The organism is Arachidicoccus ginsenosidivorans, assembly GCF_007971385.1.
GTDB classification, from domain to species: Bacteria; Bacteroidota; Bacteroidia; order Chitinophagales; family Chitinophagaceae; genus Arachidicoccus; species Arachidicoccus ginsenosidivorans.
This window is the reverse complement of record NZ_CP042434.1, coordinates 113,553-133,725: the sequence shown is the minus strand read 5'-3', so window position 1 is coordinate 133,725 and position 20,173 is coordinate 113,553. Positions and strand designations below refer to the sequence as shown.

Below are 20,173 nucleotides of genomic sequence, written 5' to 3'. Positions count from 1 at the left end.
TCCCAATCAAAAAAAAACTTACAAAATGATAAAATGTAACCTTACTTTCAAAATAAGGCCGCTTATATGCCTTTTGCTGCTTATATGGGCCTACCAGACAAAGAGTAGTGGACAAACAATTACTCAAAATATAAGTGGAACCTTCCAAGACGGCGCAACAGGAAAACCAATACCCGGTGCAACGATCACTATACAAGGGGCTTCTATTGGAATGGTAGCCGATTCCATGGGACATTTTTTAATTAAGCATATTCCGGTTGGCAGGTACAATATTTTATGTAGCGCTGTGGGTTACGAATCAATTATATTAGAAAATATTATTGTTTCTTCTGTAAAGCAGCCGGAGTTATCAGTGGTCTTAAATGAAAAAGTTGGACAACTAGATGATATTGTCATTCAAACCTCCTCTAGAAGTGGAGCTGGAGACAATATGGCTATTAGTAGTTCCAGTCAGTTGACGCCAGAACAGGCTAGTCGATTTGCCGGAGGTTTTGATGATCCAGCAAGACTTGTCGCATCTTTTGCGGGTGTTTCCAGCAGTGTTAGTTCCAACGGAATTGTTGTGAGAGGTAATAGCCCGAATTCATTACAATGGAAAATGGAAGGAATAGAGATTCCTAATCCGAATCACTTTGCCGATTTGGACGGTTTTGGTGGAGGCGCTTTAACTGCACTTAGTTCCAGATTACTTTCCAGTGCAGATTTTTTGACAGGGGCATTTCCTGCGCCCTATAACAATGCGCTATCTGGTGTGTTTGATGTGCACATGCGAACAGGAAGCAATAAACAGCGTGTAAGTATGGTGGGGTTAGGATTAATTGGTTTGGACCTCTCCTCTGAGGGGCCTTTCAAAAAAAGCGGCAATTCTTCCTATCTTTTTAATTACAGGTATTCTACTTTAGGATTAATAGGACCTATTATCGGCAATAATGCGGGTGTGAATTTTCAAGACTTATCGTTTAAACTGAATTTTCCCTCAAGAAAAGCAGGCACTTTCTCACTTTGGGGGATAGGGCTCCTGGATCACTCGGGAGACAAACCTAAAAAGGATCGAAATAAGTGGGAATACCAGGATGATCAGGAAAAAACAGATGTAAAACAATATATGGGGACACTTGGATTGACACATGAAATGCCTTTTTCAAATAAATTCATCTTAAAAACAACCTTAGCGGCCACGTCAAGTGGTATTCATTTAAAGTCCGATAGCTTAGACAAACAAAATGTTTTTATACCAGAGGACCGGATCAAAAACTGCTATACAAATTTTGTACTGTCTTCTTCGCTACGGACTAAATTTAATGCTAGACATACCAACCAAACAGGGTTTACCATTACGCAAATGGAATATAATCTTTTAATGCGCACCCAACCAGTACTAAATGCGCCATTGAAAACAATTGCTGATGCAAAAGGGTCCAGTACGTTATTGTCAGCTTATACGCAGTCTACCTTAAACCTGGCAAATAGATGGACCATGAATGCAGGGGTTAATGGCCAGGTATTTATGCTTAACCATCAATATACAATTGAACCACGATTAGCCTTTAAGTATAGCGTAGATGACAGACAATTTTTCACCTTAGCCTATGGATTACATAGCCGATTAGATCGTATAAGTAATTATTTTGTAAAGGGAGGATTAAATAATGACCTAGTCAATAAAAGTTTGGATTTCACAAAGGCACATCATTTTGTTCTGGGATTTGATAAAAGCCTTTCCGCTGCTTTACACTTTAAATTAGAAGCCTATTATCAATATTTATTTGATGTACCTGTAATCAAAGACAGCTCTTTCTCCTTAATTAATTTAGAAGATGACTGGTTTTTTGATGCACCATTACAGAACACAGGAAAAGGCAAAAATTACGGCGTGGATCTCACGCTGGAAAAAAATATGACCCGTGGGTTTTATTGGATGTTTACCAGCTCAGTCTTTAAATCTAAATATATGGGTGGAGATAATACATGGAGAGATACTAGGTATGACCGCAACTATGTTTTTAATTTATTAGCGGGAAAAGAATGGCAACTGGGAAAATATAAACAAAAATCATTAGGTGTCAATGGACGCATAAGCTATCAGGGAGGAGATCATTACAGCCCGTTAGATATGGCAGCATCTCTTTCACAAAGGGAGGCTGTATTTAATGAACATGAGGCGTTTACAAGACAATATGATCCTGCCTTAACAACACACCTGACCATCAATTATAAAATAAACCGTAAAAAAAGTACACATGAGATATCCTTAAAAATTATAAATGCCAATGGATATAGGGAACATTTTGGATTTGCTTATAATTATTTGAATCAAAAAATAGAAGATTATAGGGAGGCGTTGGTTATTCCTAATCTCAGTTATACTATTACGTTTTGATGGACAATTTGGGTGATGTTCGGTTATTTGCCAAAAATTATTTTCCAAAACATTCAAATTATTATTTATTAGTACGCTAAAGGCCACTCGTATGGAATTACAAGTGGCCTTTAGCTGTGTTTGTAAAAACAATAATATATAATTGATTGAACGTTAGTTGTTTTTCTAAACTGAGAAGATGCTTATGCACCGCCAAAGTAATTATGCAATTATTAAAGCTTGCTAATTAACGCATTGGCACACCAAAGTATCGGAGCCTGACCATGCAAATCACCGGTATTTTGTTTCCTGTCCAAATAATATTGGTGACTGTTTTTCTTATTTGTACCCTCACAGACATTGGTTATATCATTATTGTCATTAATAAACGAAATGAGTCCCAGCCATGCTTTTCTTGCTGCCGGACCATATATATCCTTATCAAGCCAGCCTTCCTTAACTCCTGTTATGAATGCATAAGTGAACATGCCTGTAGAAGAGGTCTCTTCCCACGCCTTAGGGTCATCAATTAATTGATGCCATACCCCTTTGGCATCTTGAAATTTTAATAAAGAGCGCATCATTTTATGGTAACCAGCCAGTATTGCTGCTCTATCTGGGTGATTTTTTGGTAAGACCTTAAGCACTTCAGTCATGCCAACGGCCATCCATCCATTTCCTCTTCCCCAATAATAAGGTACATCTGGAGCGTGATAAAACAACCCATTTGGTTGTTGCAAAGAATCAAGATAGTGGACCATCTCCTTGGCGGCCCTATTCAAATAGACTTTTTTGCCTGTGGTAATATACGCCTGGGTCTGTAGTGCAGTGATCATATACATATCATCAATCCACATTCTGGTTTCAAAAGAAAGTCCATTGTTGTAATAGTAATATGAACTACTATTTACGTGTCGGCCAAAGGGCTTACCCCACTGCTTATCAGCATATGAAACAGCAAAATCCAAATATTTTTTGTCTTTTGTTTGTCTGTAAAGGGCAAATGGGACGATACCAAATACTGCAAAGTCTACGTGATCGGGTTTGGGGACCATTTTTTTTCTGTCCCCTTCCAAAGGTTGATAGGCGCCAGCTAGCTCCTTTTGAAGCTTTTTATCTTTGGTAAGCTTCGCGAACTCCAAGGCACCGAACCAAGTACAAGTAACCGGATAATGTATATAATGCGGACGCTGATCCTCGCCAATAAATTTATTGAGTGTGCCGACAAAATGATTGGCAATACGTTGGCCAATTTCCTTGGGCGAGTCACCTTCAGGGAAGTTTTTCAGGTAGTGCTTGCTTTTTTGGGCAGAGGCCGATGAATAAAAAAATGTGAGTAAGGCCAGGGCGACCAAACAGCGACTGATACGAATGTACTTTATCATAATGTATTTAATTTTTATGGGTAAAAGATTGTCCGTTTTATCGTTTGAATGTAAAATATGAACTCATTTAGGTCTTTTCCACTATAGAGAAATGCATTAAATCAGACGATTTCTTATTGTTATAAGATATTAGCCGGCAAAATGTTGTATTTTTTAAATTTGCAAGTTTAGATTCTTAATCTTTTGATACTTAATATTATAACTTTGAAAAACCGATATTTCAAAACGAAAATAGTCAATTTAACAACACTGATTTTAATTATTAAGAAAATGATAAGATAAATTGAATCAATGAGAATATTTGAAGGCCTTTTAAAAAGATAATGTTACAAATTTGCTTTAGAAAATAAGGATAAAAAAGGTAAATATTGTTCAAAATAAATGTTTGATTTTAAATAAAGGCAGGCAATTATTGAATGGTATTTATTTTAATATTAAACTTATTTTTTATGAAAAAGTAATTATTTCACTAGTAAGTAAATCAATTAGTTAGATTTTTAAATTTTTCATCGATTGCCAATGCGAATGAAAATAGGAGATGAATTGTACGAACTGATTCAATAACCTCTTTTTTATCAAGTTCTAAAGTGCGATGCTTTTGTTGGTTTTGGCCATGATTTTATTGCCTATAATAAAATGAGACTTATAGCAAAACGAAAAAGACGGATGAAATAGCAGGGAGGAGAAATAAAGTAGGTTTTACAAGGGCTTTGCTGATTGTTATTTACAGCGTTACGGGGTATGCTATGCTTAGGCCCTGTAATAAGAGTTGGGATATATACGAAGCATAGAAAAAGTTGGGTTTAATGGGTCGATCATCAAAAAAATCAAAAACGTGAAGCAATTTAAATTTTTAATTTGTCTGTTGCCGGGGATACTTATAGCGATTGCCGGTTATTCGCAGCAAAAAACCTATTCTGGAACCGTCAGAAACAATGACGGACTTCCATTAAGAGGGGTTTCCGTATTACTAAAGAATACGAAAACCGGGACCATGTCTAATGACAATGGCCATTTTAGTTTAAAAGCAAGTTCAGGCAACTCCCTAGAGTTTTCTATGATAGGTTATATGCCTAAGGTAGAACTATTAGGGGAGGATTCTATTGTAAATGTCGTTTTAGCGGCAACCAGTGACAGTTCCTTAAACGACGTAGTCGTTATCGGTTATGGAACATCCACCAAAAGAGATCTGACTGGTTCTATTTCCCATTTAGACAAAAAGGTATTGGATACCAAAGTAGCCACAAGCTTTGTTGATTTTCTAAAAGGTACAATACCTGGCGTAAATGTTTCCATTAATAATAATGCTGCAGGTGGCGGTAGCCTTCAGGTTAGAGGTCCCGCCTCACTGACTGCTTCTACAACGCCTTTGATTATTTTAGATGGGGTGACTTTTAATGGTAATCTTAACGATATCAATCCCAATGACATTGCGAGTATTGATGTACTCAAAGATGCGAGTTCAACAGCCATATATGGCGCTAAAGGGTCTGCTGGCGTTATTGCCGTTACGACAAAACGGGGTACCTCAGAAATACCCAAAGTGGAATTCAGCTCCAAGCTGGGTGTGGCAAAAATGCTTGGTTTACCCCCTAGCCCCACACCAGCACAGTATATTCAGCGCAGATCAGATTATTTTAAAACCATAGATTATTTTAATCCAGCATCTTCCCAAAAGGGTAAAGGGTATTATGATAATCCAAATAATCTCCCAGATGGAGTGACCAAAGAACAATGGTCTACCTATGATGGTGAGTTTGATGGAGATTATATTGAAACATGGTTATCTAGGCTGCAACTAAGTGATATAGAGATTAAAAACTACGAAGCTGGCAAAGCGGTGGACTGGAGAGATGCAGTCTATCAAACCGGTTTCAGACAAGATCATGACGTAGCCGTTTCCGGAAGAAGCAAAAGCACTTCTTACTATACCTCTATTGGTTATACAAATAACAAAGGTTTTATAGTAGGAGATGACTTTAAATCCGTGCATGCGAGAATCAATCTTGAATCTAATGTGACCAAGTGGTTACAAATTGGTACAACGACCCAATTTGCTGATCGAACAGATAATACACTAACCGTTAATGAAGGAAATGCAGATGTAATGAGCCCCTATGGCAATATGTACAATGATGATGGCTCCCTGGCTATTTACCCGACAGGGGATGCCAGAATTGCCAATCCATTATATGCCTCTACTGTCAATAGCTATTTTTATAAAGTGCAGACATTAAATGCCACACTATATGGTAAATTGACCCTACCTTATGGTATCACATTCAGGACAAACTGGAATAACCGGTATGGTTGGATGAAAACCTATAATTATACTTCCGATAAGAATGCAGGGGTGCCCACCGGAGGCAAAGCCTCCCGTAATGAATACTCTGATTATGAGTGGAGTGTAGAAAATATCCTCAATTGGGATTACCGCTTCAATAAGATCCATCATATAGAGTTAACAGCAGTAGCAGGAGAAGAACAGTTTAATACCTACAATACCATTGCCTCCAACGAAGGATTCTTACCCAATGGAAACCTTATTTATCATCAGTTAAATACAGGTATCAATCCGTTAACGAATTCAGACGATCAGGTCCAGACAGGAACTTCCTTATTAGGCAGGGTTAATTATAGTTTTAAAGACCGATATTTATTAACGGCTTCTATTCGTAGAGACGGATTCTCCGCCTTTGGTCAAAACAATCCCTATGGGACTTATCCAGCATTTGCGGCAGCCTGGAGAATATCACAGGAAAATTTCATGAAAGGGTCCATATTTAATGACCTTAAATTAAGAGCTTCCTGGGGAACAAGTGGTAACAGAGATATTGGTAGATATGCAGCTTTAGGTACACTGGCCATCTTAGATAATATAGAAGGAGGCGAAAATGTTAAGGGTGTTTACCAGACCAGACTGGCCAATGAAAACATTAAATGGGAAACCACACACGCTACCGATATAGGCATTGATTTTGGTTTATGGAATAACCGTTTATCTGGGACAATCGATGGCTATTATAACAAAACAACCGATTTAGTACTCAATAGGTTATTGCCTGGATTTACAGGTTACACCAGTGTACTGGCTAACCTGGGACAAGTAGACAATAAAGGCCTTGAAATATCACTAACCAGCCTAAATATCAATATACCTGATAAAGTAGTTTGGTCTACCTCACTGATTTTCAGTATGAATCGTAACGATATTGTGCATTTGTATGGCACAACGGATACGACTACAGGCAAAGAGGCAGATGATATCTCCAACGGTTGGTATATCGGACATGGCTTAGACGATATTCGTGATTATAAGGTGACGGGTATATGGCAACTAGGGGAAGAAGATGATGCCAAAGTTTATGGAAAACAGCCCGGAGATCCCAAAGCGCTGGATGTGAATAAGGACGGCGTAGTAAATAATGATGACAAAGTCTGGCTGGGTTCTTCAGTGCCTAGATACAGAGCTTCCCTTAGAAGTGACCTTCAATTGTTTAAAAATTTCGATTTCTCCTTTGTTATAAGAGGTGAGTTTGATTACTGGGGCAGAAATAATATGCGACGTAATGAAGATAACCGATATTTTCAGAGTTCAAATTCCATTTGGAATGATTACTGGACGCCTACTAATCCCTCTAATACCTATGGAAGATTGGCCTCAAATTCCAGTAACCCATCCGTTTATTTTTACGAAAAACGGGATTTTTTAAGGATGCAAAATGCCAGCCTTACGTATAATTTTCCTGAAAAGATCTTGCGCAAATATTCCATTCCTGCATTAAGAGTCATGGCAAGTGTTGATAATGTATTTGTTATTACGAAATGGAAATATTACGATCCGGAAACTATGAGTAGGGTGCCTCGTATTTATACCCTAGGTGTTTACGTTACCCTTTAAACTTATTATACAATAACAAGAATATGAAAACGAGATATAATATAATAAAAGCTGCCCTGGCCATCTGTATACTGGCTAGTACGGATAGTTGTGTGAAATTAAAACCGGAGCCCTTATCCTTTTATGCTCCAGAAAATGTCTTTATAGATCAGGCGGGATTGGAATCAGCGCTTGTTACCTGCCGAAAACAACAGAAACTTGAATGGGTGGGTGACGCCTTTGATGCAGGTACCTGTCGTACACCCATTGTGTATGAATATGCCTTCTCGGATCTGTCTGTAATAGGTAGTCCGGAAACCAAGGAGATTCATAACTTGGAAACGCAGCTCACACCAACCTCCAATTATAATTTGTATATGCGCTATTGGTTGCTTGGGTGGGATGGTATCACCTATGCCAATACAGTTATCAGTAATGTACCAAAAGCGACATTTGATTCAGAAGAAGCCAAAAATGCCATCCTAGCAGAAGGTTATTTTCATAGAGCTTATTGGTATTATCTGTTAGTCAATGAGTTCGGTGATGTGCCATTATCTCTTGACGAAGTGACCTCACCGAAACTTGATTTTAAAACGGCTTCCAGGACAAAAATCCTAAAACAGATGAAATCTGATATGGAGTTTGCAGTGCAGTGGTTACCTTTGGACGCGCAGCCAGGCGCAGTTGGCCGGGCAGCAGGCGAACATATGCTAGCAAAAATTGATCTCGCTTTAGGTGATTTTCAAGATGCAATTGATGCCTGTACCAGGTGTATTAATAATTATGGCAAAAAACTAATGACAGACCGTTTTGGTGTCAATGCCAGCAATCCCAAACTAGATGTATTCAATGACCTTTTTGATCCAGATAATATCAGTGCGCCAGAAAATAAGGAAGGGTTGTATGTAGTACAGGAGCGTTACGGTGTACCAGGAGACGGATCTGTAAATGGTTCCTACAGAATGCGCAACTTTGTCCCTTATTGGAGCAATGGCGGCGTAGTAAAAACCCCAGATGGTAAACAGGGTACTACCTATGACGCCGCTCCATATGATGGATATGAAGAAGTGGATAGCCTTGGTCGTGGTATCGCTAAAATACGTCCTTCTAATTACGGACAGTACGAGATTTGGGAAAATTGTGGTGCAGATCTTAGACACGATCCAAATAACTGGTTTGATAAATCCAGGTTATATTATAATCGGCCTGCTTCCAAAGGCGGAAGTGCTGCATGGTTCGGTAAACCTATTCAGGCAAAATATGTAGGAGATACCATCCGGTGTTATTTTTCATTTCCTACTGTTAAAGTGTTGATATATAAGGATGATATTAATAAAGGGAAGGCTCCTTCTGGTGGGTTTACTGATTCATATGTCTTTAGACTGGCAGAAACCTACCTGATAAGAGCAGAAGCCTACTGGTGGTTGAATAATATCTCTAAAGCGACAGAAGACGTAAACACCATCCGTGCGCGCTCCAAGGCACCTCTTTTGGCAAATGTAAACTTAGATGACATATTGAGTGAACGTGCAAGAGAATTATATTTGGAAGAACACCGTAAATCTGAATTAACCAGAATCGCTTTCCTTATGGCACAGGAAAAAAGAAATGGTTATTCCTTGGATAATTTCAGTCAAAAGAACTGGTATTATGATCGCATCATGAAAAAGAATAACTTTTATGCGACCCAATACTTCTATTCAACCAATGCCTATGTTATGAAACCCTATCATGTGCTTTGGCCGATTCCAGAAAACTGGATATTAGCGAATTCAGAAGGGCATATCAATCAGAATATAGGTTACCCGGGTGCTGAAAGCAATGTTGCTCCAGAACAGTAGGTGTTTTGAATTGGCAACACCATCTTTTTATTACTTACTTACTTACTTAATTAAGTAGTTACAGGTCGTCGCCTACAAATAATAGGCCTTATACCTTTTTTAAAATGGGGAGAATACACTCCCCATTTTTGTTATTACTATTACTATTACTTCATTACTTTAGTCACCGGCTTAGAGGAATGTTTAGTATTGATGAGTGCAGACAGGCAGACAGATAGACAGACGCATCATCACATTTGGACAAAGAAGAAAAAGTAGCCATGAAGCAAAGAATTTACAAGCTGGTGGTAATATTAGCCATTTTTTCAGTTTTTAACCTGGGCGCAGTGCGCGCTGAAAACGGATATAATCTATGGTTAAGATACATGCCAATAGAAAATGGGCAACTCAGACAGGCCTATCAGCATCAACTAGCCAGCATTGTTGTTTGTAATCAAAGTCCAACAATAAATGCTGCCCTTAAAGAGTTAATAAACGGCATAAATCTGATGATAGGTAAGGTGCCTAATGTATCTTCCATAACGGGCAATGCTGCCATTGATTTCAAGACCAACCGTTTAGTATTAGCCAAACTGGATCAACCAGCAATTGCAGCTCAATTTTCTACAGTTGAATTAAGACAGATCGGGCAGGAAGGCTACCTTATCAAAACCGTTAGGCAGAACCGTGTACCGCAAATTCTAATTGCCGCAAATACGGATATTGGGTTACTTTATGGCAGTTTTCACTTGCTGAAGCTGATGCAGACACACCAAAGTTTGCAAGCGCTCAATATACAGCAGTGGCCCAGATTAAAACTTCGTATTTTAGATCATTGGGATAACCTGAATGGCACTGTTGAAAGAGGTTATGCGGGATATTCTCTCTGGAACTGGCAAACCTTACCTGGAATAATCCAAAAAAGATACATTGATTATGCCAGAGCCAATGCATCCATTGGGATCAATGGTGCAGTACTCAATAATGTCAATGCCAGTGTAAAAAGCTTGACCAAAGAGTATTTAATCAAGACGGCCGCACTAGCAAAAGCCTTTAAGCCCTATGGCATAAAAGTATATCTGACTGCCAAATTTAGTGCACCCAAAGAACTTGGACACCTTAAAACGGCGGATCCTTTAGATCCTGCCGTCATTAAATGGTGGAAGGATAAGGTGGCAGAGATTTATCATTATATCCCTAACTTCGGCGGTTTTTTGGTAAAAGCCAGTTCAGAAGGACAGCCCGGTCCGGGTGATTACGGCAGAACACATGCTGATGGAGCAAATATGATGGCCGCAGCCTTAAAACCATATGGTGGCATTGTTATGTGGCGCACGTTTGTGTACGAAAATAAAAAAGGCGCTGACCGGGCAAAACAAGGCTATGACGAGTTTAAGCCGCTGGATGGTAAATTTGATGAAAATGTATTATTGCAGGCTAAATATGGCCCTATTGATTTTCAACCCAGGGAGGCCTTTAATCCACTGTTTGGCGCCATGCCCCATACCCATATGATGATGGAATTTCAAATTACGCAGGAATATTTTGGCTTTGCCACCCACCTGGTATATTTAGGTAGTCTTTTTCAGGAATATTTAAGAAAAGATACCTATCAAAAGGGGCCGGGTACCACTATTGCGAAGGTGTTGGAAGAGCGCGTTAATCCAGGAACTGACGACAATAATAGATTGACAGGCATTGCAGGAGTCGCTAATATAGGAACGGATGTTAATTGGTGTGGTCATCCCTTTGGTCAGGCAAATTGGTATGCATTTGGCAGATTTGCCTGGAATCCTATGGCATCTGCCGACAGTATTGCAGCAGATTGGCTCAAAATGACTTTTACCAATGACCCCGGTTTTGTAAACCCCATAAAAAAACTGATGCTGGGTTCCAGAGAAGTAGCGGTGAATTATATGACACCATTGGGCCTGAGCCACCTTATGAAATTTGCCCTGCATTACGGCCCGGGTCCTTGGTCTAAATCCGCTGAGGTATACCATCATGCAGATAGCGTAGGTATAGGTCTAGACCGAACAGTAACAGGTTCAGATGCGGTTAGTCAGTATGCACCCGCATTAGCTTCAAAATACAGTAATCTAAAAACGACGCCACTCAATTTAATCTTGTGGTTTCATCATATCGGTTGGGATCAAAAAATTGCCACTGGCGAGACCATGTGGAATTCCCTCGTACATTACTATTATCAAGGCGTGAAGCAAGTGGCCGCCATGCAGCAAATCTGGCAGTCCATGAAAGGTAAGATTGATGAAGATCGTTTTAATTATGTCACCCAACTATTAAAACAACAACATCTGGAAGCTAAATGGTGGAGAAATGGCTGTGTACTTTATTTTCAACAGTATTCAAAAAGACCGTTGCCTAAGGATTGCAAAGAACCGGGTAAAGCGTATTGGAATTATCCGACATTCAAACCTGATTTACCCTTTCCCTATCATTTAGACGATCAGTGATTGGATAAATAAAGCATATTGTAGAGCGTATTGCTAAACCTTGCGCAGGGTAATTAAAGAAGCTATTTTGATGCCTTAACTAGTGATATCCTGCACAAATTAACCGGATCATTCTAGCAGTTAGCACATAAATTTGAAAAAGCATAATCGGACAGTATTTTGAAATAAATGGATTCAGGTAATTTTGAATTCGTTTACTACAGTTATCATTTTATTGAGTATCCCCCGTTGATAAGAACTTACTCGGGCTCATGCCAAACTGTTTTTGGAAACACCTTCCAAAATGGGTAGCGGAATTAAAGCCAACCATAATAGAAACTTCATTAATGCTGTATTTTTGTTCAGAAAGGTATTCCGCAGATTTCTTTAGACGTGTGAGATTGATCAATTCGCCTGGTGTCATATCAGAAATTGATTTTATCTTTCTATATAAGGTAGGTTTACTTATGAACAATTTACTGGAAAGTAGATGAACATCTAAATTCGGGTCATCGATGTGCTGGACAATTACTTGATGCAATTTATCCAAAAATTGTTCATCAGCAGCGTTGTGAGCCATACTGTGAATAGTAGAAAGCGGAAAGCTGGAAAAATAGGAACGCATCCTGCTTCTGTTATCTAGTAAGTTGGCAATCTGTACTTGTAGATACTCAGGTGAAAAAGGTTTCTCAATATAGGCATCTGCCCCTTGTTCTAATCCCTCAATTTGTGCAGGAATTCCATTTTTAGCTGTTAAAAGGATAACTGGAATATGACTCAGCTCCAAATTTGTCTTTATTGTATTGCAAAAAGTTAGACCATCTGTCTCGGGCATAAGAATATCACTGATTACCAGCGAGATCATTTCATTTTCGAAATATGGCATTGCCTTTTTGACAGAGGTTGCTATGAGCACGTGGTAATGTTCCTCTAAGTCATCCTGCAAGAATTCTAGAATTTCAGTATTGTCATCGACAATCAGAATAGTGGCCTTATGTGTATGTGTATCAAAAAAATGCATTGTCCCTATTGATTTTGAGTAACTTTTGTATTTAACCTTAATTTGACTTTATTTTAATGCTAAAGTTAAAACGAATTTAATAAATCTTGCTGATATGGCAAGTTTCAATTGATCTTGATGTGATTTTTGCAAAATTTATGATTAATCAGGAACTTTTTTCTCTGGAGCGGTACGCTGTATTAACGGTTAAAGAATAATTATGCTTGCCTTTAGTGTTCACCTGAATACAATTTTAAGAAGATCCTATTTTTGGTGGATCGGCCTTTTGTAAGTCTACTAGGGTTCATCACCTGAATATTCTGTAATTTTTCAGAAAATCGAAACAAGAAAGATCACCGCTTCTAATGGAAGATTTATTCTCAAATAAGTTAATTGTTTAACAATTGGCGGTGTCAGTAATTAATAAAATGATAAAATTAGTAGATTTTATGAGAAGAATGATCGTTCTATTATAATTATTCTGTTACACATTTGTCAAATAAAAATTAGCATCTTCGATAAAGAAGATGGATCAGCTTTAAGAAAGAAAATAAAGCCTTTACTTTTATTTGGGAGGGTAGGGAGGTGCGCCAATAGTCATTAGGGGTTTTATTTATAGGTCACTGCATCATTTTAATTGCTTCTTGTTTACATAAAAACTGTTGTATAATATATTCAATAAATTTACAGAGGCTCATTAATCGGATAATTATTATGGGAATTAAAAGAACTAAAAATAGCATTAAAGTAGTGCTGCATCCGTTCATAAACGCCTGCCTTAATATTAAAAAGCATTTGCCCTTAATTACCTTTACTGCGCATAATAGAAAGGTAATTCGGTCAGTTATAGGGGCGAGCTGCTTTATTTTCATATTTGGTATTTTGGTTAGTGCTTGTTTTGAATTGAGTAATGCTGCAGAGAATAAATCGGTTAGAGCGACTTTGTCTACAAGAACAAACTTTAAAAATTCAGTGTGGTCTGTTGAAAAGGCAGGTGAATGGTATTCACTGTCAGGCTGGAGAATTGGAGCTAACTATATTCCTAGTAATGCAATTAATCAACTGGAGATGTGGCAAGAAGAAACATTCAGCCCAAGTTTGATTGATAAAGAATTTCAGCTTGCTGAGGATATTGGTTTTAATACTATGCGTGTTTTTTTGCATAGTATTGCGTGGAAAGAGGATCCAAAGGGGTTTAAAAAGCGAATGGACCAATTTTTGACTATTGCGGAAAGGCATCATATTAAACCCATGTTTGTTTTTTTCGATGATTGCTGGAATAAACAGGGCTATCCTGGTAAACAACCTGAACCCAAAGTCGGTATACACAATTCAGGATGGTTACAGGATCCAGGACAACCCACTTCAGAGGACCCATCTACATTTTCAGAATTAAAAAGATATGTTACAGACATTTTGACTTCATTCAAACATGATGATCGTGTGTTGGCCTGGGATTTATATAATGAACCAGGCAATAGTGGAAAGGGAAATAAATCACTACCCTTACTGAAGGCAGTTTTTAAGTGGGCACAGGCTGTTCGGCCAGATCAGCCAATTACTGCTGGCCTTTGGAAATGGGATTTAGATGAACTCAACAAATTTCAAATGGCCAATTCAGATATCATCACCTATCATGATTATGAGAAACCAGAATGGCATAAAAGAGTGATAGAATTATTAAAAACGAATGGTAAACCATTGTTTTGTACAGAATATATGGCCAGAACAAAAGGCAGCCTTTTTAGTAATACCCTTCCGATGCTTAAGAGAGAAAATGTTAGTGCTATAAATTGGGGTTTTGTCGAAGGTAAAACCAACACTAAATATGCATGGGATACACCAATGCCGGATGGAAGGGAGCCTGATCTATGGTTTCACGATATCCTGAGGAAAAATTATACACCTTACAATCGACAAGAAGTTGAACTAATTAAAAAGTTGAATGGGAAAATTGTAAGATGATTCTAATTTAAGTGCTTAAAATACAACCCATTAGAAGGTGTCTTGATGTTAATGGGTAATGTGTGTTGATATATATGAACTGTATTATTGAAATTATGTGAGAATAGGAAAATGTGGCAGTTTATGAAATAGGCTGATATATTATCTTCAAAAAATATACTATGACTAAGTGTAAAAATGAGGGAGATATTTTATACAACCAAGGATTTGATTTTGACTATTTGTTTATCCTTAATGACTAAACTGTCTAAAAGATTTGAATTTGAGTGTGGAGTAGTGTAAGGCGGCTCTTGCAATTGCAGGTCGCCGCCTTTAACTTGACATGTAATGCTAGATTCATTAGCTTTTATTTTTGTGTAATCATGTTTGATGATTTCTGATCTTTTGGTAGACTTTCAGTTGTTGCGCATAAATTTTTAATCTAAAGAGTTATTCGTTAATATTTAATTTTTTATTGTAAATATTTCAATTGCCATACCACTTAAATGTTTTAAGCAAAATGGGATTATTATACGTTTTTATGTCAAAAAATAGTCGTTTGGGACGTAGATATATTGCGCATTTCATCAAGTTGATAGGCCTCTTGTTGTCTCTGTGCATTACAGGAACAGTGCTGGCCCGTGGAACTATTGCCACTGGGCCAGACAGTTCCTTTCATATTTATCTTTTGATGGGGCAGTCTAATATGGCAGGAAGGGGCTATCTGACAGATGAGAATAAGGCTATTCATAATGACCATGTACTTGCCTTGAATCAAAATATGCAGTGGGAAGTAGCACATAACCCGCTGCACTATGAGAAGCCTAATCAGGATGGTGTAGGCCCTGGGCTTGCCTTTGGTATGAAAATGTATGATGATGCAGTTAATCCTAATATTAAGATTGGGCTTGTGCCTTGTGCCGTGGGCGGTTCTCCGATTGAACACTGGCTGCCGGGTGCTTATGATGCAGCCACTAACACACATCCCTATGATGATGCCATAACGCGTATCAAAGAAGCAATGAAGGCGGGGATAATCAAAGGGGTTATCTGGCACCAAGGGGAATCGGATTGTACGACTGATCTTGCCCCAAATTATATGCCGCAACTTTACCAGTTGATTGCCAATATCAGGCAAGAAGTTGGAAATGCTAAATTGCCGTTTATTGTTGGTGAACTGGGGCGTTTTTATGCGCCACATAATATGATTAATACTCAATTACCGCAGTTAACTGAACATTTGAGTGATGTAGGTGTCGTCTCCTCCGAAGGATTGTCGGACAGAGGGGACGCACTTCATTTTAATGCAGTATCTGCGGATACCTTAGGCAAACGCTATGCGGTAAAGATGGAACAATTAGAGGACTATGAGCCTGCCAGTATCTCAGTTGATGCCAGCACGGGTGACTATTCAATAACTTCTAATATAACTGGCTGGCATTTTTCGGGATCCATAGGGCAGGCGCTAACAGATATCACCACAGCTAGCGGCAATGATGAGGTGGGAGACTACACCAAGACCAGCTTCAGCTGGGATGGCGGCAATAAAACCGGTTCCATCCGTTGGTACAAAAACAGTCCTGTTGTTATTTTTGATATCAGTCTTCCCAATGGCCAGAGTGGTGCACTTAAAGGTTTCCCAAACTTCACATCCATGCCCTCCGGCATGCATCCATTTAGTTATCATAATGATCATTTTTCCTGGCCCGAGTTCCAGCTAAATGAGACTTCTACACCTTGGCTTTTCTTTGATGATAATAAAAACGCTTGTATTATATCGCCTGCATCACACTTTATGGTTGCTAAGATGGAAGGAGACGGCGCAAGTAAAATTACCAGCACCCTTAATGAGGATATTACCAGTTATCCAGCAGGATTTTCCTATTCCACCATTATGGTCATGGATAACGGGATAAGAGAAAGCTGGGATAGCTGGGGCGCCTCTCTTAGGGATATATATGACCGATCCTTTCCGGATAAAGATCAGGATCCGCTGCTTAAATATTATGGCTATTGGACCGATAATGGGGCAGCTTATTATTATAACTACGATACCAATCTGGGCTATGAGCAGACACTACTTAATCTAAAAAAATATTATGACGATAACGATATCCCCATTGGTTATATGCAACTAGACAGCTGGTGGTATGAAAAAAGCAATTATAGCGCCACAGGCGTAAAAGGCCCCGGATATAAAAACTCAAAACTACCTACGGGGGCCTGGAACCTGTATGGCGGTCTGATGGATTACGTGGCAGACCCATTTGTATTCCCGGATGAGCTAAAAGGTTTCCAGGGGAAACTAGGTGTGCCCCTGGTTACCCATAACCGTTGGGTAGATCCCAGAAGCCCTTATAACGAGCAGTATCAAGTATCGGGAATTATGTCCCTGATCCTGCCTTTTGGCAAGACATCATGAGCTACCTTAAAGCTGCAAATGTTAGCTGCTATGAGCAAGATTGGCTGGATTATATCTACCGCGGTTCCCCTGAGATGCAAAACACATTAACTGTAGCAGACGCTTTTACAGACAATATGGCCAGCCAGGCAGCCAGCCGAGGCATCAACCTTCAATATTGCATGGCCATGCCCCGTTATTTTCTCCAGGGATTAAAATACAATAACCTCACCACTATCCGCACCAGTGACGATCGTTTTAAAAACAATAAATGGTTTAAGTTTTTGTTTACCTCCCAGTTAGCCTATGAGACAGGCACGATGCCCTGGAGCGATGTCTTCAAGAGCACAGAAATGGGCAATATGGTGTTTTCCGTACTCTCTGCCGGGCCAGTAGGCACAGGAGACGCTATTGGCAAAGAAAACAAGGGTAATATTCTGATGGCTGCCAGAAAGGACGGTCAGATTGTGCGCCCAGATGTACCCATCCTACCTTTGGATCAAAGCTACCTGTCTATGGCGGCAGGAGACAGTAAACCGGTGCTAGGTTATACCTATACCCACACTGCAACAGGCAATATCACAACCGATTACCTGTATGCATTTTGCGATGATACGCATACAGTCCGTGATTTTTCCTTTAAACCCACGGAGCTGGGGGCAATAGGAGAAGTAGCTATTTACAACCCCATCGCCAAAACAGTCAAAGTACAGGCCGCAACCACTGCTTTTACCGATCAGGTATCCACGGATAACTTTAATTATTATATTATAGCCCCCGTGACCAGTTCCGGCATTGCCTTTTTGGGTGATGCTGGCAAGATCGCTGCTACTGGTGCGAAAAGAATCCTTGCTATCCAGCCCATGGGCAAAGAGCTGCAGGTGACCGTCCAGTTTGCTCCCGGTGAATCCTCTGTTGTACTACAAGGATATTGCCCTCAGTTTGTCAGAGCCGATAAAGGAGATGTGCAAATGGATGCAGCCACCCATGTGTTCAGTGTACAGTTGGATAAACCAACAGACAGTGACCAGGCGACCATTACCTTTACCCCTACTAAGGTAGCAGATGTGACGCCGGGCTCCTTTGCCACCACCTGGAAAACAGACAATGCGGGCGGCACAGCGACCAATATCCAGTTCAAGGCTACAGGCAGTAATTTTAGCATTCACTGGGAGGACCTGTTTGATCCATCCAGCACAGGGGGGCCACAGGTGTAAGTGGCAATAATACCGTCAACTTTCCCAAGGCCAGCACCTATTTAGTATCCATCACACCTGGCAGTGGCAGTTTTACCGCATTTCAAATAGGAACGGCTACGCCCAAAAAACTACTGAGCGTCGAGCAGTGGGGTAGTATCCCATGGACCAGCTTTGCTAGCGCTTTTAGTGGCGCCAGCAATCTAACACTCAATGCAGTGGATACCCCTCATCTGGCCCTGGTAACCAAAATGTCCGGTGCCTTTAGAAGTTGCAGTGGTATTACAACCAATCCGGCCATGAACGAGTGGCATACCGGCCATGTAACAGACATGAGTAATCTCTTCAACGGGGCTACTGCTTTTAACCAAAATATCAACAACTGGGATCTGTCCCAGGTTACCACCTTAAATAGTAGCTTCAAAGGCTGTAAATCCTTCAATCAGCCATTGGACAAATGGGATGTCTCTGCCGTTACCAATATGAGTAATCTCTTTAATGGTGCTACCGAATTTAATCAGCCGCTTGGCAGTTGGGACGTCAGTCATGTGGAGAATATTGGGCATGTTCTGCAAAGCGCCCATGCTTATAATCAAGACCTCAGTCGATGGAATGTGTCCAGCGCTACCAATATGGCCTTTATGTTTTATGATGCAAAGAGTTTTAATAGTAATATTGGCAGTTGGAATACAGCAAAGGTTGTTAATATGGTCTCCCTACTTAATTCGGCCTCAGCTTTTAATCAAAACCTCGGTGGTTGGAACTTATCCAGTGTGGCTAAGGCTAAAAATAATGACGGATCACTAGTGAGTATGCTCAGTAATAGCGGTATGGATTGCAGTAATTATAGCCAAACACTGAAAGGTTGGTCGGAAAATAGCAGTACCCCTTCGCAATTGACGCTTGGTGTAACCAACCTATCATATGATCAGGATTATGCTTCCAATTCCAGAGATGCATTAATAAGCAACAAAAATTGGACAATTGCTGGAGATATAATGGGACAATGCACCGTTTCAGAAGCGCCAGTGCCCGTGACACTTGCTAGCTTTAAGGGATATATAAATTATGGACAAGCCACCTTGACCTGGCAATCGGGTGAAGAACTTCAGTTCGACCATTATGAATTGGAAGCATTATATGATAATAATCAGCAAAATAAGGGCCAAAAGCAAAGCAAAGATAGCACCATCATTACAGGACATTTTATCCTTGTAGGCAAGCGTGTCGCAAGTGGAGCTGGTTCTTATTATAGTATTACATTACCTCAGGCTGCAGCCAAAGCCTATTACCGGCTTAAAATGGTAGACAAAGATGGCAAAATTAGTTACAGCCATAATATCGTTAAGCTCATCTGGCAGCCACTGGATGCGAATGTTTATGTTTTCCCCAACCCGGCTACAGGTTACATCAATGTCAGGATTTTAAGCAAGAGTAACAAAAGCAGGTTGCACATTTTTGATGCTACAGGCAAGGTGGTAGGAGAATATAAGTTATTAACGGGAATCAATAAAATACCCCTGGTAGGGCTTAGCGCAGGCGTTTATTATGCGGCTTTGGAAGGAGATTCTGAGAAAATCAAGTTTATTAAAAAGTAAAATACAAAAATTTACTTATTAAGTACATGTCAACCTAAACGTAGCGCTTACAGGTTGGATGATTTAAAACAATTAGCCGGGAGAATATCTATTTAAATAAATAAACAAACTGAACAAATATATTTTTTAAACAATAA

General features: G+C 39.5%; 10 protein-coding genes. 8 read left to right on the top strand and 2 right to left on the bottom strand.

Annotated features, from left to right (window positions below; genetic code table 11):
• Positions 1–25: 25 nt before the first annotated feature.
• Entirely contained in the window at positions 26–2,380 is a 2,355-nt protein-coding gene (locus tag FSB73_RS00445) for a TonB-dependent receptor (protein ID WP_146779670.1), read from the top strand.
• A gap of 212 nt (positions 2,381–2,592) precedes the next feature.
• Here the strand turns inward: FSB73_RS00445 and FSB73_RS00440 are convergent, their stop codons facing one another.
• Positions 2,593–3,744: a glycoside hydrolase family 88/105 protein gene (locus FSB73_RS00440; RefSeq protein ID WP_146779669.1), complete on the bottom strand. Its 1,152-nt coding sequence runs from the start codon at positions 3,742–3,744 to the stop codon at positions 2,593–2,595.
• Positions 3,745–4,579: 835 nt separating this feature from the next.
• On the opposite strand from FSB73_RS00440, the gene FSB73_RS00435 reads away from it, so the two are divergent.
• The 3 genes from FSB73_RS00435 to FSB73_RS00425 all read left to right on the top strand — a co-directional run bounded on the left by FSB73_RS00435 (position 4,580) and on the right by FSB73_RS00425 (position 11,918).
• Entirely contained in the window at positions 4,580–7,645 is a 3,066-nt protein-coding gene (locus tag FSB73_RS00435) for a SusC/RagA family TonB-linked outer membrane protein (RefSeq protein ID WP_225974328.1), read from the top strand.
• Positions 7,646–7,668: 23 nt separating this feature from the next.
• On the top strand, positions 7,669–9,465 hold the full coding sequence (locus tag FSB73_RS00430) for a RagB/SusD family nutrient uptake outer membrane protein (RefSeq protein WP_146779668.1): 1,797 nt from the start codon (positions 7,669–7,671) through the stop codon (positions 9,463–9,465).
• Between the two features lie 260 nt (positions 9,466–9,725).
• On the top strand, positions 9,726–11,918 hold the full coding sequence (locus tag FSB73_RS00425) for an alpha-glucuronidase family glycosyl hydrolase (RefSeq protein WP_146779667.1): 2,193 nt from the start codon (positions 9,726–9,728) through the stop codon (positions 11,916–11,918).
• Positions 11,919–12,129: 211 nt separating this feature from the next.
• On the opposite strand, the gene FSB73_RS00420 is transcribed toward FSB73_RS00425, so the two are convergent.
• Positions 12,130–12,918, bottom strand: a complete 789-nt coding sequence (locus tag FSB73_RS00420) for a response regulator (protein WP_146779666.1) — start codon at positions 12,916–12,918, stop codon at positions 12,130–12,132.
• 693 nt (positions 12,919–13,611) lie between these two features.
• Here FSB73_RS00420 and FSB73_RS00415 point away from each other — a divergent pair.
• The 4 genes from FSB73_RS00415 to FSB73_RS00400 all read left to right on the top strand — a co-directional run bounded on the left by FSB73_RS00415 (position 13,612) and on the right by FSB73_RS00400 (position 20,036).
• The gene (locus FSB73_RS00415; protein WP_146779665.1) at positions 13,612–14,862 is read left to right on the top strand and encodes a cellulase family glycosylhydrolase; all 1,251 of its coding nucleotides are present in this window, start codon (positions 13,612–13,614) and stop codon (positions 14,860–14,862) included.
• 538 nt (positions 14,863–15,400) lie between these two features.
• Entirely contained in the window at positions 15,401–17,263 is a 1,863-nt protein-coding gene (locus FSB73_RS00410; RefSeq protein ID WP_158639355.1) for a sialate O-acetylesterase, read from the top strand.
• Positions 17,260–18,459, top strand: coding sequence for a hypothetical protein (locus FSB73_RS00405; RefSeq protein ID WP_146779663.1), 1,200 nt, complete (start codon positions 17,260–17,262; stop codon positions 18,457–18,459). The genes FSB73_RS00410 and FSB73_RS00405 overlap by 4 nt, the downstream gene beginning before the upstream one ends.
• Positions 18,432–20,036, top strand: coding sequence for a BspA family leucine-rich repeat surface protein (locus tag FSB73_RS00400; RefSeq protein WP_317132890.1), 1,605 nt, complete (start codon positions 18,432–18,434; stop codon positions 20,034–20,036). Before FSB73_RS00405 ends, FSB73_RS00400 begins: the two co-directional genes overlap by 28 nt.
• Positions 20,037–20,173: the final 137 nt, after the last annotated feature.